The following is a 16,264-nucleotide window of genomic DNA, read 5'->3' on the forward strand; positions in this document are numbered from 1 at the left end:
AGCCATACCAACAGCTGCGGAGATACCTTGACCAAGAGAGCCTGTAGACATATCCACACCTTCGATATAGTGCATATTGGGATGTCCTTGTAATCTGGAATTGATGTGACGAAAGGTAGCCAATTCAGCTTCAGGTAACAGTCCTTTTTCACAAAGCACTGCATATAATAAAGGGCTAGCATGACCTTTGCTTAATACAAATCGATCACGATCGATACCGGCTACATTCTTTGATGTGATATCCATTTCTTCAAAATATAAATACGTTAGCAGATCAGCGGCAGAAAGAGATCCTCCCGGATGTCCGCTTTGTGCCTGATATACCATTTCTACAATGTGTTTTCTTACTTGATTTGCATGTTGTTTGATTTCTTTTGTTTTCAATCTATTCGTCTCCCTTATATAAATACAGTATCTAGTTTTTCTCTTAAAAAGACACTGGCATCCTTTAAATCTTGCTTCCAAGATGTATTTCCCGTATACCAAAATTCACCAACAAATAGTCGTACCCCAAGATCATGAAGCACAGATATATTTGATATAAACTCCGTATGTCCGCTACCAAATGGTATCTCTCGATATTTTCCCGGTACGGTTTCCTTAAGATGTGCCGCAAACAAATGTCCTGTTCCTATTCGTACATCTTGATTGACTGCAGTATGATACAATAATGAGGAATTCTTAAGATTTCCGATATCAGGATAGACTCCTAAATAAGGAGAACGTATCATATTAACATAATGCATTGCTTTTCCTACTGTATCCATGAATGGTGTTTCCATTGTTTCAAAGCCTAAACAAATTCCTTTACTTGAAGCCATTAACACAGCTTTATGCAAATTAGCCACAAAGTCTGCCTTGGTTTTGGTAGATCCTTGTTCATAATATACATCATAACCAGCTAATTGAATGACTCTAACGCCAAGATCAGAAGCTAATGTGATTGCTTTTTCCATGATGTCTAAAGAACGCTTCTGTATCTGTTTATCTTGAGAACCAAAAGGGTATTTACGATGTCCACTCAAACAGATCGAATTGATTTTCACCCCTGTTTTCCACATCATATCAACAAGCTGTTTACGCTCTTTCTTTGTCCATTCTAATCTTGCCAGTTTTTCATCTGTTTCATCAATACTCATTTCAAGATAATCAAAACCACTTTCTTTTGTTAAGGTTAACTTTTCCTCCCAGCTTAGATCCAAGGGCATGGCCTTTTCATATAGCCCAAGCTGGTACCCTTTATTTTGTCTGTCCATAATATGCATTTGGTCCATGTTTTCTCTTGAAATGTTTATCTAATAATACTTGTTGCATCGGCTCTATTTCATTGTTCTTCAATAAGGAAGCAATCGCATCCATCATGGCACATTCTTCCATTACCACTGCATTATGCACAGCATTTTCTGCATCTGTTCCCCATGCAAATGGACCATGACTATGAACTAATACCCCCGGTACCTCATCAGCGTTTAACTTTCTTTCTTTGAATGTTTCCACGATGACTTTACCGGTTTCTAATTCATATTCTCCATGAATTTCTTCTTCACTCATCAATCTTGTACAAGGAATTGCGCCATAGAAATAATCTGCTTGGGTGGTTCCCAATGCCATGATATCTTTTCCTGCTTGAGCAAAACTGGTTGCCCAACGTGAATGGGTATGTACCACTCCGTTGATATTTGGCCAATTACGATAAAATTCTAAATGTGTCATCAAATCACTGCTTGGTTTTAAAGAGCCTTCTACCACATTCCCCTCAAGATCAACCAATACAATGTCTTCTTCTTTCATATCGTCATATTCTACACCACTTGGTTTGATGGCAACGATGCCGTGTTCTCGATCAATCGCAGATACATTACCCCAAGTGAAGGTAACCAAGCCATATTTCGGTAATAATAAATTTGCTTTTAATACCTCTTTTTTTAATTGTTCCAGCATAGAAGTTCCTCCTATTTCGTTACGACATAAACTGCCGCTTCATTTTTTGTATGATTGGCCGCAACGATCAAGTCACGATTTTCTTCATTTACCACACATAAATTCGCAGGTCCCACGCCTTTTTCGATCACGGTAGTAACAAATTCATTATTGATATATTGTACATAGAAAAGTTCAGCATCTTCACGACGTACACCGGCTAAAAAGGTTGGAATGCCTAAAAGCTTGGTACCGACAAGGGTGTGTGCAAAGTCAATCTTATGATCATAGCGATAAACTTCTTGATAAGTACCATCGATACATTTATAAATTTTGATGGTATCTCCATGGAATTCTTCAATCGTCATAATTTCATCTTGACCATCTTGATCAATGTCAATGGTTGCGATTTCTCCGATATGTCCTTCTAAGATATATTCTTTTTTCCATTCTCCATCGATGCTTTCCGGAGGCATCACTCGTAAGATACCTTGATCACTTCCAAAATAACCTACATCTTTACCGTTTTCTTTCGCATGCCAATAGCCATGGTTACGATATAAGCCATCTTCTAATATTTGTAGTTGTATCCCTTGTGATGGATCATCAGGAAGGATACCTGTATATATTCTACCTGGAACGCTCCAATCATTCTTATCTTTTTTGGTAGTTGCGATCGTTGCGCCAATAAAATAATTGACCCCATTTTGATGATAGATATCAAAGCGATGAATATATGGCATAGATAATACATCTTTGATCGTCCATCCATTTTTCTCATCATAGACACCCCAAACGATTTTCGCAAGACTTGGAGATACCTTTAAATAAAATTCTTGTACTGCTAAAAATTCATGTTCTTTTCCCGGAATAGGAATGATGGACATACAGCCTCCGGGCTTTGTCCAAATCGTTTCTTTTTCTTCAAAATCATCACCGCTAAACATCACACATCCTACCTCCGGATCTTCACTTGCGAATAAAATATGATTGGCATTGTCCATATAGATGTTACTTGCGCAATAGCAACGCTTCATGTCTTGCAGGTGTTTTTTCTCTATTTTCATAGGTAATATCTCCTTTTTTTTATCATTTTTGGTATAAGAAAAGCTGCACTAGGCAGCATTTCTTTTTTTATCCGTTCAGCGCTGCTGCCAGCCCTTCTTCGATTTCTTTCGCAGACATCACATTTCTTAATCCTACGATTTTGGTTCCTTTCTTTTCCGCATCCGCAAACATGGATGTAAAATTCTTAGAACACAATACGATATCATATTGACTTGCGGCAGATTTTCCTTCTGAAACTGCACAGTGTCGGATTTCTCCTACCTCTAGTCCCATCTTTTTTGTTACTTTTTCAACATTTAATTTGATCATCATGCTTGTACCTGCACCATTTCCGCAGCATACTAACAGTTTTAGTTTTCCAGCCATAGTAATTTTATCTCCTTTACATTTTTGTTATCTTATATTATATCAGTTATCTTATGCTTGTGCCTGCTCTTTTTCTTTCATCTTTTCCAGGTAAGCATCATAGTCTTCCGTGATAAGGAAGTAAGTGTCAGGGTGTTTACGATATTGAAGCTGTGGAATTGCCAATAAGATCAATACGACGATTGCGACTCCGAAGTAACCGGCAAATTTCATAATGACTGTGAATGCTGGCCATACGGTTGCCCAGTCGAACATTCCAAGATATCCGCCATATGCCGCAAGTCCGACCCATCCGGCAATCAATGCAGAGCCGAATACCTGAATCAACCCGGAAATGAATGGGAGAATAACCGCAGCCTTGATACCACCACGATTATCAGCATAGGTTGCGATTACTGCGTTGTCAAAGAATACTGGCACAAAGCCTGCGATTACCAACGTTGGTGATTTCATTAACAACAATACCATGATCGCAAGGAATTGACCCAGCGCACCCATTAAGAATCCAACCGTAACGGCATTGGCACTACCAAAGCCAAACACTGCAGCACAATCGATTCCCGGAACTGCACCAGGTAAGAAAGAATTACTGATACCTTGGAAAGAGTTTGTAAGCTCTGTAACGAACGTACGAACACCTAATTGTAGAATTGCAAGATAAACCGCAAAGTTTAATGAAGTTGTCATGATATAGAAGAAGAAATTATCTGTTGCTTTCATGAATTCCATAGATACCAGATAATCTTTTCCTAATACAAGTAGGATTGCGCCGAAGAATAAGAACATCAATACAGAAGTCGCAACCATATTTTCATTGAAGATAGATAGAAAGCCCGGGAATTTTAAATCATCCAAACGCTTTGTTTCTTTATTTTTACTTTTGAATTTATCTGCGAGCTTCGCAAAGATCGCAATACCAAACATCTGTTGATGAGCGATGGCAAATCCACCACCTTCTGTTAACTCTTGTGTTACTTCTACTGTTAAGTTAGAACCAACTGCCCAATATAACCCCAATATCAAGCCCATAACGATCAGAATTTGAGTATCCCCTAAAGATGGGAAACAGAATAGAATCAACCAGAAAGCGGTAGATGCTTGTTGCATCTGCACATGTCCGGTCGTAAATACGGCACGCATCTTTGTCCATTTCTTTAAACGTACCAGAACCAAGTTCATAATGAAAGCTACTAGCAATAACAGCATGACCTGAGAAAAGGTTCGCCCGAATTGTTCCCCGATTCCTGCTGTTACTGCGTTTTGTCCGAAGTATGGGTCAATGACCATAGCATCTAAATTGAAACGATCCTTTAATCCAACTAGGATCGGACGGAAATTATTGGTCAATCCTCCTGAACCAACCGCAAGGATCATATAACCAACGGTAGCTTTGATAAATCCGGCAAATGCTTCATAAATCGGTTTCTTCAACAACAAATAACCAACTAAAACCATAACACCTATAAAATAGGCAGGCTGAGTTAAGATATTGGATGCGAAGAAATTCCATATACTCATTAAAAAGTCCATATTATTTTCCTCTCTCTATACGCATGATAGCGCATTATGCTTCATAAGTTTCTGCGATTTTTTCCAAATCCTCAATGGATGTTGCGGATAATAATGCTTCTACGATTTCCTCATTCATCAAGGTATCCATGAGCTGTTGAATATTATTCATATGTTGTTCATGATCAACAGCAGCCAGGGAAAAGAAGAGTCTTGCTTTTTTATCAGGATCTTCAGGATCAAAATCAACTTCTTGTTCAACCTTCATAAATGATATTGCAGTACCATTGCACCCCTTCGCTCCCTCAGTTGAATGGGGCATCGCAATATTCGGTACGATCACAATATATGGCCCATATTTTTTTACACAATCAATCACCGCCTGTACGTAGATATCCTCTACGATACCATCTTGTAAAAGTGGCTGATAACTGGCACGAATAGCATCTTCCCAGCTTTGAAAGCTTTGTGTAAAGCAATAATGCTTTTGTTCAATGATTTCCTTTAACATGAGCGTTTCATCTCCTATAGAATAGAACGGAATGGCACATTTGGTTCATCCGTAAAACAATCCTCAAAGCCTCTACGATAATGGAATTGGAATTTATCCTTATCTGTTGGCCATACGTATTTTCCACCGACATCCCAGATAAACGGATGGAATTGGTACTGTAATACATCTTTTTTATAATTGTAAAGCATCATGATCTCTTGTGGATCTGCTTTGAAATTAGTCCATACATCATAATGGAAAGGAATGACGACCTTACATTTTAAAGCCTCTGCCATACGTAAGATGTCAACACTGGTCATCTTATCCTGATTACCTACCGGATTTTCTCCATAAGAGCCTAAGGCAACATCAATATCATAATCCTTACCATGTTTTGCATAGTAAGTAGAATAATGAGAATCTCCACTATGATAAACACTACCTGCTGGTGTTTTGATGATATAATTGACTGCTTTTTCATCCATATCATTTGGACATACGCCTTTTACATCAACATCATTGGTAACAAGACAAGTTCTATCAAAACTATCAACAACGATGATTTCCGTATCCTTTACCTTAATCACATCACCCGGTTTTACTGTAACACAGCGTTCTTTTGGAACACCATAACTCAACCATTTCTCTACGCTTTTTGCAGGTCCGATAAATGGTACATCACCTTCACAGTTTTTCAAAACTGCTGCCGCATAAAATGGATCGATATGATCATTATGATAATGAGTAGATAATACTGCATCTACCTTTGTGACAGCGAATGGATCATATACGATCGGAGCCGCTCTCAAATTCGGTTGTGTCATGCGACCACCTGTCATATTTCTCATCTGATGAAATGGAGCCATCTCTTTTGTCTTTTTTGTTCTCTTTCCGTTTCCAAACCATAAATCAATGGAGATGTTGGTATCATTTTCTGTTTTGATCCAAAGACCGGTACAGCCAATCCACCACATTGCGAACGTTCCTTTTTCTACTACTTCCTGATCGATTTCTTCATTTAGCCAAGTACCCCATTCTGGGAAGGCTCCAAGTATCCAGGATTCTCTTGTTATTTCATCTACTTTACTCATATGTTCTTCACTCCTTGTTTCGTTTTCTTGTTTCAACCTAGGTTTTCTTTGTACACCCATATGATAATGCATGATTGGGATCGTTTCAATACTATTTTATGAATATTCTTAAATTTATATGAACGATTTAAAAATTTGTAATCGTATTCATTTAATTTATGATTGTTTTTATGAATTATTATATTGACTTTCTGATTTAACGTTCATATAATATAGGTGTAAAGAAAGAGGTGTTCCTTATGAGTTTATCTCAACGTGTATCATTTACTCCACAAGTTCGTAATATTATCATGGCTGCAATTTATCTTGCCTTCACCGGTTATAGCATCTATCAAATGACGCAAACCCCACAATTAGAAGGAAAAATTTGTTACCTTATCATCATCGCTGTCATATTAGGTATTGCATTATGGTCTGAATACCTTCGCCATCTATATACCAAAGCTATCACATTATTAAATATGGATGGAAAACCGGAAGAAGCGAAACAACAATTCGATCAATTGATCAAAAAAGATTTTTTCAAAGGATATCGTAAAACAGAGCTAATTTTCGATACCTTATATTATGCAGATCAGATGAAGCCAATGGAATGTTTAAATACATTGGAAAAAGACCATAAATTTTTCCATAATTCTATGGATAATCTATTGGTTTTTGATTACACAAAATTTTATGCTTATTTCCTTCTACAGAATCGTACAAAAACCAAACAACAATATGAACGTGTCATGAAGTTAAAGGATATCAAGGTAAAAGGTACCAAAATCTCTCCTTTATATAACTGGGAATTCATAGAAGCTATTTATCAATTTTCTTGTAAGGATTATAAAAAGAGCTTAAAAGCTTTCCAAAATGTTAACACAAAGAATATGAATCATCGAGAGTTGATGCATTATTATTATCAATTTGCGCAACTATATCTTGTATTAAAAGATAAAAAACACGCAGATGAATGCCTTGATCACGTGATTTCATTAGGCGGAAATGCTATAATGAAACAAAAAGCAGAAACATTAAGAAATCAATAAAAAAAAGAAGAAGGATCGTTTATGAAAATGAATAAAGAGGTCGTAGATACACGACGTAAAAAAGTAATGGCCAAAATTCAAGTGTTAGGGAGAGTTGATGTAGAAGATTTAGCGAAAGAGCTTGCCGTATCCCCTTTAACTATTCGAAGGGATCTTCAATACTGGGAGGAACAAGGCGCAATCGAACGCTTTTATGGTGGTGCTCGACTCATTCAATCCTTTGTAGATAATGATGAAATCCATGAAAATAATGAGCCTTATAAGCATGCAATCGCAAAATATGCAGCACAATATGTAGAAGAAGGCGATACCATCTTTATCAATACAAGTTCAACCGCATTATTGGTATTAAAATACATTCGTGGAAAACGTGTTACCGTTATCACAAACAATGGAAAGGCAATTTTTATGGATCATGACCCATTAGTTTCTATTGTATTAAGTGGTGGTGAATTGCGTATTCCAAAGGAATCAATGGTAGGTGATTTCGCCTTAAATAATTTAAACCGTGTGACTGCGAATAAAAGCTTTATGGGATGTAGTGGTTTTGATATACATGCGGGAATGAGCACAGCGATCTTACAAGAGGTATCGATCAATGAAACAATGATCAATCGCTGTAAGGGTTCTGTCTTTTTACTAGGTGATTACACTAAGATCGGTAATGTTCATCAGTTTATCGCCGCAGATGTCAATGCATTTCAATATCTCATTACGGATAAAAGAGTCAATGAAGAACAGCTTGAAGAATTCAGACATGCGGGTATTCAAACAATTGCGCTAGATCCTTTGTTTACTTATGATGAAAAATAAAAAAGGTAGTATCCTCAATCCTAACTACTAATTGAGTGATCTTACCTTTTTTTCTACAAAACCATAATATCCTTATTCTTTACATGATGCTTTTCCCATTCGTTTCAATGACATGTTGATACCAATCAAAGCTATCTTTAGTTGTTCGTTCATAGCTTCCTGTACCATCATCCTGTTTATCCACATAGATAAAACCATAGCGCTTCTTCATCTCTCCTGTGGTTGCACTCACAAGATCAATTGGTCCCCACATGAGATAACCAAAACAATCAACACCATCTTTTTCTACACTGTCCATGATACATTTGATATGAGCATTGAGATATTCTATTCGATAATCATCATGAATGCTTCCATCTTCACTGATTACATCATTGGCTCCTAACCCATTTTCTGTAATAATGATTGGTAATCCATAGCGATGATATGTATAATTCAATAAATATCGTAACCCGACAGGATCAATCTGCCAACCCCAGTTTGAACGTTTTAAATATGGATTTTCTAATCCACCGAAATAGGATGTCTTATCTACTTCATCACTTTGATCAGCGATCACTTCACTTGCATAATAGTTCAAACCGATATAATCTAATGTTCCTTTTGCGAATGCTTCTTCATCTTCTTTTGTGATAGAGATATCAATCCCGTTTCTTTCATATTCTTTTTGTTTATAAAGCGGAAAGCATCCATTACACATCGCATCTATCTGATAGAAATCACGATCCATTGCCTTAAATGCCATAAGTACATCTTCTGGTTTACACGTCTTAGGATAATATGGAGTAATCCCGAATACACATCCTACTTTATTTTCCGGATCGATTTCCTTAATGATAGGAATTGCTTTGACACTGGCCAATGTCATATGATATCCCAACAATGCCAATGCTTGCTTCTTATCTTCTAATTCACTATACTTCAATCCGGTAATCATATAAGTAAAGATATCGGTAACTTCGCTGGTTGGGTCGATATGATTCATTTCATTGAAGGTGATCCAATGATGTACCTTTCCCTTGAAGGAGGTTACTACCGTTTTCACAAATCTAAGATAAAGCGCAATGGTATCTCTTTTCAACCAAGATTGATAATGCGTTACTACATGCATCGGCATTTCAAAATGATATAAGGTAACCATAGGTTCAATTCCATATTCCAATAATGTATCGATTACATCATGATAATATTGTAACCCGGCATCATTTGGCGTTTCATCATCCCCATTTGGATAAATTCTTGACCAATCGATAGAGATTCGCAGTGCTTTAAATCCCATCTGCGCAAATAGCTTGATATCTTCTTTATATCGATGATAAAAGTCAATACCCGTATGAGAAGGATAACAATAACCTTCTTCTATTTCTTTTGAAATATGACGAGGTGTTTCATAGCTTCCTGTTGTGACAAGATCCATCATACCTAAGCCTTTTCCATCTTCTTGGTAAGCTCCTTCACATTGATGAGCAGCTATACTGCCACCCCATAGAAAATCCTTTGGGAACGTTAAGTTTTTCATTTATTCTGTTTCACCTTCCATTTCACTTAAATATTGGCGTTTATCTGCCATTTTAAAGAATGGATAATAAACAACGATACTAATGATAACTAGAATCAAGGACCAGATAACGGTTGACATTGCGCCATTGGACATGACCCAACCAATGACAACTGGTGGAAGTGTCCAAGGTACCATAGCGACATTTGCCATTGCGATGATACCACTATCCATCAAGATATAAGTTGTAAATGCAAGAACACCTGGCAACAACACAAACGGAATCAAGAAGATCGGATTAAAACAGATCGGTGTACCGAAGATAACAGGTTCATTGATATTAAAGATACCAGGACCAATGGACATACGACCGATGGTTTTATAAGTCTTACTTTTAGAGAACACAGCCATCAAAAAGACCAAACCGATAGTAGCTCCTGTACCACCTGCCCAAATCATGGTATCTGTCGCATATGTTGCGGCATATTGCATGGTTTCTCCTGCTTTGAAAGCTGCCTCATTCATTGCGCCATTTTGCATGATGAACGCTTGTACGACACCGATGACAACAGCAGAATTGATACCACAGAAGAATACCAATCCACAAAGCATATGATAGATTGCATAACCCCATGGTGTATTGATCGCAAAGGATAGCGGTGACATGATCTTTGAAATCACATCGTTGATATTAAAGCCGAAAATCAATGAGACAGAACCAAATACCATTAAGATCAAAACTGCAGGTATCAATGATGAGAATGACTCTGCTACTGCTTCAGGAACACCTGCCGGCATACGAATCACCAAATGTTTTTTCTTAAAGAAATCCAACACCTTTACTGTCACAAACCCAATAACCATTGCGGTCAATAAACCGGTAGAGCCTAATCCCGCAATATTCAATTCTCCCTCTAGTGTAATTTGTGTTAAAAGAAATGCCGCAATGGATGTTATAATACTGGAAAATATATCCGTCTTATATTCTACTGCGCTATAATAAGCCATACTGGCTGCAGTAAATAATCCCATCATACCTGTGGTACAATTATATACTGCATTTAGAAACGGTGCTGCCGGTGCTAAGAAATTCGCAATCGCTTCTACCGGAAAACTAGTTAATAATATAGAGATACTACCAATGATCAAAAGTGACATTGTTGCACACATTGCATTACGTATGATCGTTAAAATCTTGTTGCTGCCTACCTTAGCGGCAATTGGCATTAATTTCGCCTCAATGAATGAAGAAACCTTATCCATTTTTATTTCCTCCCTATCTTCTCGCTCTTTCTGTAAGAGCATTTGTTGGAGTACTCGCTTGCCATCCATGTTACCATAGTCATAATGATCGATTAGATAAACACAAATACCAGCTTCTTTCGCTAATGCCTTTAAATGTTCATATTCATGAACAAGCTGTGGCGCCACTAAAACTACATCTGCACGTTGGATATATTCATAAACCTGATCCGTTCCAACAGATGCGATTTTGATATCAGCTCTGCCCATTTTTGATGCTTCTTCTCGCATGGCTTTTACCATAATACTTGTAGAAAAGCCTGTACAGCAACATAACAGAACATTCACATTAGCTCCTCCTCACCTTTATTATAGGGATATCCATCATATACTTGAAGTTAAGAAACTGCCACAAGTAAAGTGGCAGATATTAGCGAAAGATATCATCTTCCATCATCTTTGATTCTTCTTCTACGATTTGATTTAAAATACCTTTCAGTTGTTTGATACTCATATCTTTTTCAAAACGTTGTAAATTGTTTTTATCAAATACCAAAGCAGAAATGGTTTCATGAAATAAATGAATTTGATCATTTACCTCTTGACTCATACACATCAAAAATACATAACGCACTTGTTGCTTATGCCAACGTATGGGTTTAGGTAAAACAGCCACTGCCACAAATGGTGTTTCCATCATTGCCTTCATTGGATGAGGCATGGCGACCATATTTCCAAACTCAGTAGAGGCATATTGTTCTCTTTCTAAAATCGATTCCTCTAATCCTTTTGGTAAAGGAACAAATAAGGCACAACGAGTAATCATTTCATGAAGAACCGCTTCTTTTGTTTTTCCTTTGATATCTTTAAAAAACAGGTTTTCTTTAAAATAGGCATCTACAAAAGACATTTCCTCAGGTTCTTTTTTCAAAGCATCATAGACTGCCGCCGCATCTTTTCCATTTAAAAAATATTGTACCTGTATCACCGGTATAGAAGTAGTGAATGGGATTGGCACGGTAGATAGAATCAAATCATATTGTGTCTGATCTATGGTTTTTAATTTATATAATTCAATGACCGTTGTCTTATCTAAATAATCCTTAAAGCGTTGTTTTATTTTATATAATAATATTTGGGAACTTCCCGCCCCGCTTGCACAGACGATCAAGATATTTTTCTTTCTTTGATATTGTTTATTCACCCGTTCCATTGCAAGTGCAAAATGTAATGCAAGATAACCAATCTCAGCTTCACTTAATAAAAATGACATTTGTTCTTCAATTACTTGTGCGGCTAATACCGCAATTTCAAAAGCAGCCGTATTTTCCTGTTTGATTTCATCTAACAAAGGATTTTGTATCATCAAACCATAACGAAGGCGATTTAACATCGGTTGAAAATGCAATGCAAGTACGGTATATAATTCAAAGTCACTTGAAAAATCATAACCATATTGTATCATGATCGTTTTAAAAATCTTTTCTAAAAGCGTCTCTATTTCCTGGGTAATCGCATATTCCTTATGATACTGCATGGTCTTTTTTCCCATAAGGTGAATCGTAATATAGAAAGTTTCCACTTCCTCTAGATGAACATCAAAAGCCTCATTGATACGATGAATTAACTGCTGTGCAATCTGGTACTCTTTGTTTTGTTTCAATTCACCATAATCTAAGCTATCCTTAATTGGTTCGTGTATCCTTAACAAAGCAATGGAAATATGTATGATAAGATTTTGAAAGCCGATATCAGTTAAGCGGAAATCAGTCTCATTTAAGGTATCAAACAAAATATCTCGAATGCGACTTTGTTGAGCATCCATATGATTACGCTTTAAAAACAAATCATCCATGGTTTCCGTATGGAAAAAGTATTGTGAGATACAAGAACGTAAATGCATTTCACTACCTTCGATTTTCAACCCATGACCCGGCTTACTGATCAAATCAATATGAAAAAACTGTAACCGTTCTTTGACTTCCTTCATATCACTTTGTAGCGTAGAACGACTGATAAACATCTGATCTGCGATATCATCCAGTTTCACATATTCCTTCGTGCTTAAAAACAGCTTGATCAAATAGGTGATTCTATCTTCAGGATATACAGGTAATAGACGTTGTGCATCCTCTTCTTCCTTTAACAGCTTTGTGATCAAATCATAATATTTGTTTTCATCCACAACAACAAGTCGATAACCTGTACCATGTTTTGATTCGATCACGATACCATGGTCTTGGAAATATTGTTTATATTTTGCTAAATCATCACGAAGCGTACGTGCACTAATCGATAAACTTTTGATGATCTCTTCACTTTTCATATAATCATTTTGTTGCATCATTAATTTCACAAAGGGTATCATACGATTGTTTTTCATTTCTACCAGCCTCTTTCTCTTATATTATAACGGTTATAAGGAGTGAGTAAAGTGGAAATTCTTCCATTATTATCAAATAAAGAAAACCATACATTTACTTTATAATAGAACCTTTATTTGGAAAACTAATGTAAAACGTAAACACATTTTTATCTTTAGAATACTGATAATGACCTTTATTTCTGTTTACACATGCAATTACACTGGAAATTCCAAATCCATGACCCTCGCCTTTTTTACTTATGCTCATAGATGCTTCAACAGGTACTTCACTACAAGAATTTTTAATTTCAATGACGACTTCATCCATGCGTCTTCCTATCCAAAGATCGATCCATCCCTGTGTATCACAATTCTCTAATGCATTATCTAATAGATTACCGAAAATCGTAGCGATATCAAAGGGATCTAAAAAGTTAAGACTGTCATATATCTTTACACTTATCTTTTTCTGTTCCTCCTTCATTCGCATGATTTTTGTATTTAAAATATAATTTAAGGCCTCATTCTCTGTATAAATTACATCAGCTTCGCCAATCATACGATTGATTTTTTTAAGATATTCTTTTGCCGCTTCTATTTGGTGGTGATTCAAGTATTGTTGAAGTATCACGATGTGATTTTTTAAATCATGCCGTATTTTGCGATTATCCTCATAGCTGTCTTTTAATTGCTTATCCATCATGTTACATAAGCGTTCATTTAATCCATTGATTTGATCTAAAAATTCTTTTTTCTTTATTTTTATCATACTGACATAAAAATATAAAAACAGAAAATAAAAAGATAGCATCATCAATTCCTGTATGAAGAATTCATATGTAATTTCCATATGATGTTTTGTTAAAGAATAGGTGTTCAGTAAAAGCAGTATCTGATAAAAACAGCCAAGCAAAAATAACACTTTCCATTCTTTTTGATTTAGATCCGGTAAGCTCTGTCTCTTTTTTCTTATCAAACACATCGTTATGATACAAATCATCATGGAAAGAAATAAAGCTAACGCTGAATCTTGAGCACTGATCACACCATGTTGATATAAATAAACCAGTACAGTCAAAGAAAATAAATGAAAGGAATATATAAATTCCTGAAATATCAAGGGAATTAACAGTCGTTTATACAAACAGTCCGTATGACATAACACACCAAATAATAATCCTATCATTAACATAACGTCATAGCTATATTGTTCAACTACAGGTATCATTTGAGTGAGTGGATACAAGAAAACAATTCCGACATATACGATTTTATGAGCCCATTGTTTTTTACAATGTAAAAAAACATGGCATGCATAACAAACAGTACATCCTTCTAAAAGATAAAATAAAGCTTGGCATACGATAGCGACTTGAGTATTCATATCTATATCCTACTTTCCAACTTTTAACGCCTGATAAAGCGGTGTACGTAATCTTCTGCTCACAAAAAACTTATCTCCTTGACATAAGATCAGCTCTCCTGTTTTTCTATCAAAGCTACGAATTTTATGTATATTTACAATCGCTCCAGATTGAACTTTATAAAAGGTTGTATTTGGTACTTTCTCCATCATTTTTTTTATACTATCATAAGTCACGTATTCTGAACCATTGGTTTTTATTAAAACTTGATTACCTAATGTTGTTATCGATAAAATTTCATCAAGCTCTATAAATATATACCTCTTATCTTCATTACGAATGGCAAGCATTTGTTTCATTAATTCTGTTTTTAATGCTAATAAAACCTCTGGTAATACTTCTTCCCATCGCTCTTTTTCAATAAACCAAAATGCTTTAAACCGATAACCATCACTACTCAATGTTCCATAAGATGTCACAAAAATCAAATATATGTGTTCACCTTTTTGCTCTCTTAGTCGCTGGGCTACCATAAGACCATTTTCTTTCATATCTATATCAAGAAAATAAACATCATAAGTACACTTATAAAAGTTTGGATTAGTTTCTTCATATACATCAATCTCAAGTTGAGGAAAATAAGATAGTATAGCATTTTTCAACATTATTAGAAAATTCAGATCATCATCAACTAATGCAACTCTTATATTAGACATATACATCACTCCATATCTTTCTTCATTTTAAATATAATTTTATCACGAATTAAACTCAGGACATATCTTTTTTTAAAAGATATTTGACATTCCACAATTACTATTTACCGGATTTCATTAAAAAATGACCATATCTGTATGGCGATATGGTATCTCATTTTTATTTATTTTATAATAACCATAGAAATTCAAAGTCTCTATAATCAGGCAATAGAGATGCATAGTTTGCCTGTTCTATGCTGAGTTTCCAATAAGACATCATAAACAATGATGTAAGGAGGAGATTACTTTGAAAAAAATTATCACATCTGTTTTATGTTTAACTTTATTATTTGGAGCAGGATCATCCATCCATGCTGAGGAAACAAATGATCCTTATTCAATAGAAACACGTGATGCAACTATGGATCATGCTGTAGTTAGAAGTCAAACCTTTCAAGATATTGGACCACATCAATTTGTGAAAACAATTACAAAAACCGAAACTACCATACTTGGAGCAGCCTCTCCTTGGGGAGGGAGTATAACCTACAACATTTCTAAAGCTTATTCTTATCGCCAATATTCTACCAAATATAAGTATAAAACTATTGTTGATTACTATACAAGTAGTGGCCATTTAGCATACTCTAGAACATATACAGGTACGGTATCCGGATATTATATTGAAATGATATAAATCACAAAACATTGATGAGTGTCTAAATAGATTCCCATCAATGTTTTATCGTTTAAAGAAAGGAACATCATCTTATGGAATCATCTAAATCTACAAGAAAACTTAACTG

At 35.7% G+C, this 16,264-nt stretch carries 15 protein-coding genes and 1 pseudogene; 3 read left to right on the forward strand and 13 right to left on the reverse strand.

Annotation, left to right across the window (positions count from 1 at the left end; translation table 11 throughout):
* From UGRO018_RS13810 to ulaG, 8 genes and pseudogenes are all read right to left on the reverse strand, one after another.
* A pseudogene (locus tag UGRO018_RS13810) lies at positions 1-384 on the reverse strand (transketolase); the annotation flags it as partial.
* 14 nt (positions 385-398) lie between these two features.
* Positions 399-1,274 carry an L-ribulose-5-phosphate 3-epimerase gene (locus tag UGRO018_RS13815; RefSeq protein WP_416327080.1) on the reverse strand — a complete coding sequence of 292 codons (876 nt, stop codon included), beginning with the start codon at positions 1,272-1,274 and terminating at the stop codon, positions 399-401.
* On the reverse strand, positions 1,240-1,941 hold the full coding sequence (araD, locus tag UGRO018_RS13820; RefSeq protein WP_416327081.1) for an L-ribulose-5-phosphate 4-epimerase: 702 nt from the start codon (positions 1,939-1,941) through the stop codon (positions 1,240-1,242). Before araD ends, UGRO018_RS13815 begins: the two co-directional genes overlap by 35 nt.
* Before the next feature lie 11 nt (positions 1,942-1,952).
* Positions 1,953-2,987 carry a hypothetical protein gene (locus tag UGRO018_RS13825; protein ID WP_416327082.1) on the reverse strand — a complete coding sequence of 345 codons (1,035 nt, stop codon included), beginning with the start codon at positions 2,985-2,987 and terminating at the stop codon, positions 1,953-1,955.
* A gap of 67 nt (positions 2,988-3,054) precedes the next feature.
* Positions 3,055-3,354 carry a PTS sugar transporter subunit IIB gene (locus UGRO018_RS13830; protein WP_416327083.1) on the reverse strand — a complete coding sequence of 100 codons (300 nt, stop codon included), beginning with the start codon at positions 3,352-3,354 and terminating at the stop codon, positions 3,055-3,057.
* A 51-nt stretch (positions 3,355-3,405) separates the two neighbouring features.
* Positions 3,406-4,884, reverse strand: a complete 1,479-nt coding sequence (locus tag UGRO018_RS13835; protein ID WP_416327084.1) for a PTS ascorbate transporter subunit IIC — start codon at positions 4,882-4,884, stop codon at positions 3,406-3,408.
* A gap of 34 nt (positions 4,885-4,918) precedes the next feature.
* On the reverse strand, positions 4,919-5,374 hold the full coding sequence (locus UGRO018_RS13840) for a PTS sugar transporter subunit IIA (RefSeq protein ID WP_416327085.1): 456 nt from the start codon (positions 5,372-5,374) through the stop codon (positions 4,919-4,921).
* A gap of 14 nt (positions 5,375-5,388) precedes the next feature.
* Positions 5,389-6,447 carry an L-ascorbate 6-phosphate lactonase gene (gene ulaG, locus UGRO018_RS13845; RefSeq protein WP_416327086.1) on the reverse strand — a complete coding sequence of 353 codons (1,059 nt, stop codon included), beginning with the start codon at positions 6,445-6,447 and terminating at the stop codon, positions 5,389-5,391.
* 239 nt (positions 6,448-6,686) lie between these two features.
* Between ulaG and UGRO018_RS13850 the strand changes: the two genes are divergently transcribed.
* Positions 6,687-7,478, forward strand: coding sequence for a hypothetical protein (locus UGRO018_RS13850; protein WP_416327087.1), 792 nt, complete (start codon positions 6,687-6,689; stop codon positions 7,476-7,478).
* A gap of 21 nt (positions 7,479-7,499) precedes the next feature.
* On the forward strand, positions 7,500-8,291 hold the full coding sequence (locus UGRO018_RS13855; protein WP_416327088.1) for a DeoR/GlpR family DNA-binding transcription regulator: 792 nt from the start codon (positions 7,500-7,502) through the stop codon (positions 8,289-8,291).
* Between the two features lie 79 nt (positions 8,292-8,370).
* On the opposite strand, the gene UGRO018_RS13860 is transcribed toward UGRO018_RS13855, so the two are convergent.
* From UGRO018_RS13860 to UGRO018_RS13880, 5 genes are all read right to left on the reverse strand, one after another.
* Positions 8,371-9,810 carry a glycoside hydrolase family 1 protein gene (locus UGRO018_RS13860; protein ID WP_416327089.1) on the reverse strand — a complete coding sequence of 480 codons (1,440 nt, stop codon included), beginning with the start codon at positions 9,808-9,810 and terminating at the stop codon, positions 8,371-8,373.
* Positions 9,811-11,379 carry a PTS transporter subunit EIIC gene (locus UGRO018_RS13865; RefSeq protein ID WP_416327090.1) on the reverse strand — a complete coding sequence of 523 codons (1,569 nt, stop codon included), beginning with the start codon at positions 11,377-11,379 and terminating at the stop codon, positions 9,811-9,813. It lies immediately after the preceding gene.
* Between the two features lie 82 nt (positions 11,380-11,461).
* Entirely contained in the window at positions 11,462-13,414 is a 1,953-nt protein-coding gene (locus UGRO018_RS13870) for a BglG family transcription antiterminator (protein WP_416327091.1), read from the reverse strand.
* Positions 13,415-13,508: 94 nt separating this feature from the next.
* Positions 13,509-14,780: a sensor histidine kinase gene (locus tag UGRO018_RS13875; protein WP_416327092.1), complete on the reverse strand. Its 1,272-nt coding sequence runs from the start codon at positions 14,778-14,780 to the stop codon at positions 13,509-13,511.
* A gap of 9 nt (positions 14,781-14,789) precedes the next feature.
* Positions 14,790-15,476, reverse strand: coding sequence for a LytR/AlgR family response regulator transcription factor (locus tag UGRO018_RS13880; protein ID WP_416327093.1), 687 nt, complete (start codon positions 15,474-15,476; stop codon positions 14,790-14,792).
* Between the two features lie 289 nt (positions 15,477-15,765).
* Between UGRO018_RS13880 and UGRO018_RS13885 the strand changes: the two genes are divergently transcribed.
* Positions 15,766-16,155, forward strand: a complete 390-nt coding sequence (locus UGRO018_RS13885; protein WP_416327094.1) for a hypothetical protein — start codon at positions 15,766-15,768, stop codon at positions 16,153-16,155.
* Positions 16,156-16,264 lie beyond the last annotated feature (109 nt).

This window comes from Hoskinsella mucinilytica, from assembly GCF_045223415.1.
Classification (GTDB): domain Bacteria; phylum Bacillota_I; class Bacilli_A; order Erysipelotrichales; family Erysipelotrichaceae; genus Hoskinsella; species Hoskinsella mucinilytica.

What these genes read in the sequence shown, in the direction of transcription:
- UGRO018_RS13815 (WP_416327080.1), bottom strand. Translation starts at nt 1,274, where the DNA reads ATGGACCAAATGCATATTATGGACAGACAAAATAAAGGGTACCAGCTT.
- araD (WP_416327081.1), bottom strand. Translation starts at nt 1,941, where the DNA reads ATGCTGGAACAATTAAAAAAAGAGGTATTAAAAGCAAATTTATTATTA.
- UGRO018_RS13825 (WP_416327082.1), bottom strand. Translation starts at nt 2,987, where the DNA reads ATGAAAATAGAGAAAAAACACCTGCAAGACATGAAGCGTTGCTATTGC.
- UGRO018_RS13830 (WP_416327083.1), bottom strand. Translation starts at nt 3,354, where the DNA reads ATGGCTGGAAAACTAAAACTGTTAGTATGCTGCGGAAATGGTGCAGGT.
- UGRO018_RS13835 (WP_416327084.1), bottom strand. Translation starts at nt 4,884, where the DNA reads ATGGACTTTTTAATGAGTATATGGAATTTCTTCGCATCCAATATCTTA.
- UGRO018_RS13840 (WP_416327085.1), bottom strand. Translation starts at nt 5,374, where the DNA reads ATGTTAAAGGAAATCATTGAACAAAAGCATTATTGCTTTACACAAAGC.
- ulaG (WP_416327086.1), bottom strand. Translation starts at nt 6,447, where the DNA reads ATGAGTAAAGTAGATGAAATAACAAGAGAATCCTGGATACTTGGAGCC.
- UGRO018_RS13850 (WP_416327087.1), top strand. Translation starts at nt 6,687, where the DNA reads ATGAGTTTATCTCAACGTGTATCATTTACTCCACAAGTTCGTAATATT.
- UGRO018_RS13855 (WP_416327088.1), top strand. Translation starts at nt 7,500, where the DNA reads ATGAAAATGAATAAAGAGGTCGTAGATACACGACGTAAAAAAGTAATG.
- UGRO018_RS13860 (WP_416327089.1), bottom strand. Translation starts at nt 9,810, where the DNA reads ATGAAAAACTTAACGTTCCCAAAGGATTTTCTATGGGGTGGCAGTATA.
- UGRO018_RS13870 (WP_416327091.1), bottom strand. Translation starts at nt 13,414, where the DNA reads ATGAAAAACAATCGTATGATACCCTTTGTGAAATTAATGATGCAACAA.
- UGRO018_RS13875 (WP_416327092.1), bottom strand. Translation starts at nt 14,780, where the DNA reads ATGAATACTCAAGTCGCTATCGTATGCCAAGCTTTATTTTATCTTTTA.
- UGRO018_RS13880 (WP_416327093.1), bottom strand. Translation starts at nt 15,476, where the DNA reads ATGTCTAATATAAGAGTTGCATTAGTTGATGATGATCTGAATTTTCTA.